Genomic DNA, 4,194 nt, shown 5'->3' with positions numbered 1-4,194 from the left:
CACAAAAGTTTTGAGCGTCAAAAGCTCTTCGCAATGTGGGCAATGCTCAAAAGTTAAAGGTGTAGTTGCCTTGCAAGATTTGCACTGATAGTTAAATCCTAAATCCCCTTGAAAACTCTTGTGCGTCCTTAAAAGACAAATCGTTTCTAATTCAAAAGTTTCTTTTTGCGAAAAACTAAGTGGCAAAATACCCTTTGCCTCAAAAATATCTTTCAAGATTCGGTTTTGCGGATTTGTGGGTATGCTTTGCAACTCCTTAATAAGAGATTGCGGAATCGCTTCACTTTTGAGATTCCATAATATATCTTGTAAATCTAGGAGAGTTTCTTTGGGGATTCGCATTAGCGATTCCCAAAAAAGTGCGGGATAAAAATCTTTCAAGAATCCTAAGACTAAACGCGCTAAAAGTGGCTCTTCACGCAAGATTATCAGTAATTTATGTGAGGTTTCCTCGCTTTTTTTCTGACTTGAAATTAAGATTTTTGTTTTCAAATAACGTCGATATAAGCCCATATCCCCTTGTAGTTCCTCCAAGCAGCCTAAAGCACTTAGCGCGTCTTTAAACAGACTTAATTTTTCGTAAGTTCTAATAAGAGACTTCAAAACCAAAGGATTCCGAGGAAAATAATGTAGAATCTCCAAATAAATTTCTTTAGCGCGTAGAGGAAATCCAGCCTTTTCATAAACCAACCCAAGTGATTCTAGAATCGGAACTTTATCCACAGGATTTTGAATAGAGTCTAAAAGTGCCACATACAAACGAATCGCTTTTTCGTAATTCGCGCTTTTTTGATACATTTTTGCCATAAAGAGCAACGAGGGTGTGGGATTGGGGCTTAGGGCTAAAAACTCTTGTGCTTCCTTATCAAAACCAATATAATCAAAGCTTTCTATAAATCTGCTCAAGGAATCTTGCTGTCTTTTGCCGATTAAATAATTCCAATAATACGCAAAAAGACTGACAAGTCCAATTAAAAAGATAAATATCATAATACCAAAAAGCGGGTCGCGATACTCAATACTTTCCAAAAAATCCAAGTTTGCCCTTTTTAGTGAAAAATCACACAAATTATAACAAAACTTATAGATAAATTTTTGTAAAATTGCGATTTTCAAGTTTAAGTATTGGAGTAAAATTGATTACACAAGAAAGCATTGCTGCACTCAAAAATCAACTAGATATTGTGGAAGTTGTCAGCCATTATATTGAAGTTAAAAAAATGGGTGCAAGCTTCAAATCTTGTTGTCCTTTTCATCAAGAAAAAACGCCTAGTTTTGTGCTTAATGCCAATAAAGGCTATTTTCACTGCTTTGGTTGTGGAATCAGTGGCGATGCAATCAAGTTTGTAATGGATTATGAAAAGCTTAATTATATTGAAGCATTAGAAAAACTAGCGCAATTTTATAATATTACATTAGAATACACCGACAAAATCAAAAAAAGCGATGATTTTAAGATTCTAAACTTTATGAATGATTACTATCAAAATATGCTCAATCCAGAAGTAGAATCCTATATCAAAAAACGTGGAATCACACCCGAAACAAAAATGCGTTTTGAGCTTGGCTATGCACCAAACAACTACGAAATTATGGCGCATTTGCAACGCAATTTTATTAATCTACAAGATGCACTCAATGTTGGAATACTTGGAGCAGAGGTAGAAAATGGTGCAAAACGATATTATGCAAGACTGACCCAACGGCTCACTTTCCCTATTCGTTCTTCGCAAAATAAAATCATTGGCTTTGGTGGGCGCACCCTTGGTAATCACCCAGCAAAATACATCAATTCACCCCAAACAAAACTTTTTAACAAATCTCAAGTCCTTTATGGATATCCACAAGCCAAAGATAGCATCTATCGCCTGAATGAAATCATTATTACAGAGGGTTATTTAGATGTGATTATGTTACATCAAGCGGGTTTTACCAACGCAGTAGCGACACTTGGCACTGCATTGACGCACGAGCATTTGCCTCTGCTTGCCAAAGGAAATCCTAAGATTTTTTTAGCCTTTGATGGAGATAATGCCGGAATGAACGCAGCCTTTAAAGCAGCAACCCTTTTGAGTCTCGCAAACAAAGAAGGCGGGGTTGTGCTATTTGATAATGGACTAGACCCTGCAGATATGGTGAAAAATGGAGAAATAGAGATTCTAAAAAACCTTTTTAGTGCGCCTATTCCTCTGATTGATTATGTGTTAAATACGATTTTAAGCCAATTTGATTTGAAAAATGCTGTGCAAAAAGATACTTGCCTGAAAGAATCCCTTGCCTTTTTACACCAACTTTCACCCGTTATTCAAGAAGAATACAAATCTTGGCTTGCGCAAAGGCTCAATCTACCCTCACATTTAATCAAAGTCCAATCAACGCAAAAATTCCAAAATCCTGCTATTCAAGATTCTTTCCCAGCGGACATTGCAAGCACTCAAGAGAGTTTTTATGGATTGGCAGAAAAAATCATCATCAAAAGTATTTTAGAAGATATGAGTCTTTTGGATTTTGTATTAAACTATCTTGAACCACAAATGTTTCATTCCCAAACGCTCGCATATCAAAAGCTACTGCAAGGAGAATTAGAATCTTCACCTTTAATTGGAATCTTATTGGATTCCAAAATCAAAGCGCAAACAAAAGAAAATTTAAAACAACAAATCATTATGATTCTTTATCGCTATTATGACGAGCAGAGGAAATTGCTTTTGCAAAACTCCTCTCTTTCTCTGCGGGAAAAGTCCTTTCTTTTAAGAAAGTACCAAAAATATTTAGAAGATTTAAAAAAAGGAGATTTAGCACTCTATGAAAGCGTTGGCACTTTTTAGTGGTGGGCTAGATAGCTTACTTGCAATCAAAATCATCAAAGATTTAGGCATTGAAGTTTTGGCTTTGCATTTCAATATTGGATTTGGAGCGAAACAAGATAAAAGCGAAATCTTGCGTCAAAGGTTAAATCAAGTGGGAGCAGAATTAAAAATTGTGGATATTAGGAAGCAATTTTTTGATGAGATTCTCTTCACGCCGAAGTTTGGCTATGGCAAATATTTTAACCCTTGTATTGATTGCCACGCAAATATGTTTTCTCACGCATTAAAAATGTTAGAATCGCAAGGAGCAAGTTTTGTCATTAGTGGAGAAGTATTAGGACAGCGTCCCAAAAGCCAACGCACAGAGGCTCTAGGGCAAGTAGAAAAGCTGTGTGAGGGAAACGGGCTTATCGTGCGTCCTTTATGTGCCAAACTTTTACCACCTACAATTCCAGAGCAAAAAGGTTGGATTCCTAGAGAAAAACTCCTTGATATTAGCGGAAGAGGACGGAATCGCCAACTAGAATTAGTCCAACATTATGGCATAGAATATTATGAGCGTCCAGGTGGAGGCTGCCTGCTCACAGAAACTTCTGTTGCCAACAAAATAAAAGATATTCTCTCTCATCGTCCCATTGTCTTTGAGGATATGGAATTAGTCAAATTCGGACGTTATATGATTCTACCTAATGGAGCGCGTTGTGTGATTGCAAGAAATGAAGAGGAAAACCAAAAGCTAAAATTCAATCACCCTAAAATGTCGCAAATTGAGTTATTAGATTGTATTGGACCTTTAGGGCTTGTAGAGAAAGACGCAAGTGAGCAAGACAAAAATCTTGCGATTTCTCTTACTCTACTTTATGGCAAGACACAGATAAATCAACCCTATAAAGTGCGCTTTGAAGGCAAAGAAATAGAATCTTTTGCCTTTGAAAGCAAAGAAAAAGCACAACAATTTTTAATCTAAAATAAAGGAATCCTAATGGAAACAAAACAAATTTTCAAGCAAATTATCCTAGAGCGATATTCCTGTCGTTCTTTTAAAGATTCTACGATTGACGAAAAATCTCTAGAATACATCTTGGAAGCTGGGCGACTTTCTCCTAGCTCACTTGGACTAGAGCCGTGGCGTTTTTATGTCATTCAAGACAAAAGTCAAAAGCTAGAAATTTCTAAAATTGCAAATCATCAAGAGCATGTTGCGCATTGTGGGGCAATCCTCATCATCACTGCGCGTTTGGATTTCGGGGAATATTTTATACCCAAACTCAAAGGACGCAATATGCCACAAGACGAAATAGACAAAAGAATCGCACTTTATAAGCCTTTTATTGATGGAATGAATGCAGAACAAAAATTACATTATGCAAGAGAACAAGTCTTT

Annotated in this window: 4 protein-coding genes; 3 read left to right on the top strand and 1 reads right to left on the bottom strand. The window is 36.5% G+C overall.

Annotated elements, in window-relative coordinates; all coding sequences use genetic code 11:
• Nucleotides 1–1,029: tetratricopeptide repeat protein (locus Q1553_RS06745; RefSeq protein ID WP_300842844.1), on the bottom strand; the 1,029-nt coding region annotated here is incomplete at its 3' end.
• 107 nt (nt 1,030–1,136) lie between these two features.
• Here Q1553_RS06745 and dnaG point away from each other — a divergent pair.
• From dnaG to Q1553_RS06730, 3 genes are all read left to right on the top strand, one after another.
• Nucleotides 1,137–2,828, top strand: a complete 1,692-nt coding sequence (gene dnaG / locus Q1553_RS06740; protein ID WP_297570742.1) for a DNA primase — start codon at nt 1,137–1,139, stop codon at nt 2,826–2,828.
• Entirely contained in the window at nt 2,806–3,777 is a 972-nt protein-coding gene (locus tag Q1553_RS06735; protein ID WP_115550809.1) for an argininosuccinate synthase domain-containing protein, read from the top strand. Before dnaG ends, Q1553_RS06735 begins: the two co-directional genes overlap by 23 nt.
• A gap of 15 nt (nt 3,778–3,792) precedes the next feature.
• The coding region (locus Q1553_RS06730) for a nitroreductase family protein (protein ID WP_300842843.1) at nt 3,793–4,194 on the top strand (402 nt) is incomplete at its 3' end.

The sequence above is a fragment of the Helicobacter sp. UBA3407 genome, from assembly GCF_949747025.1.
Taxonomy (GTDB): Bacteria; Campylobacterota; Campylobacteria; order Campylobacterales; family Helicobacteraceae; genus Helicobacter_D; species Helicobacter_D ganmani.
Note: the sequence above shows the minus strand (reverse complement) of the source record. Positions and strands in the feature narration are given on the sequence as shown.

What these genes read in the sequence shown, in the direction of transcription:
- Q1553_RS06735 (WP_115550809.1), top strand. Translation starts at nt 2,806, where the DNA reads ATGAAAGCGTTGGCACTTTTTAGTGGTGGGCTAGATAGCTTACTTGCA.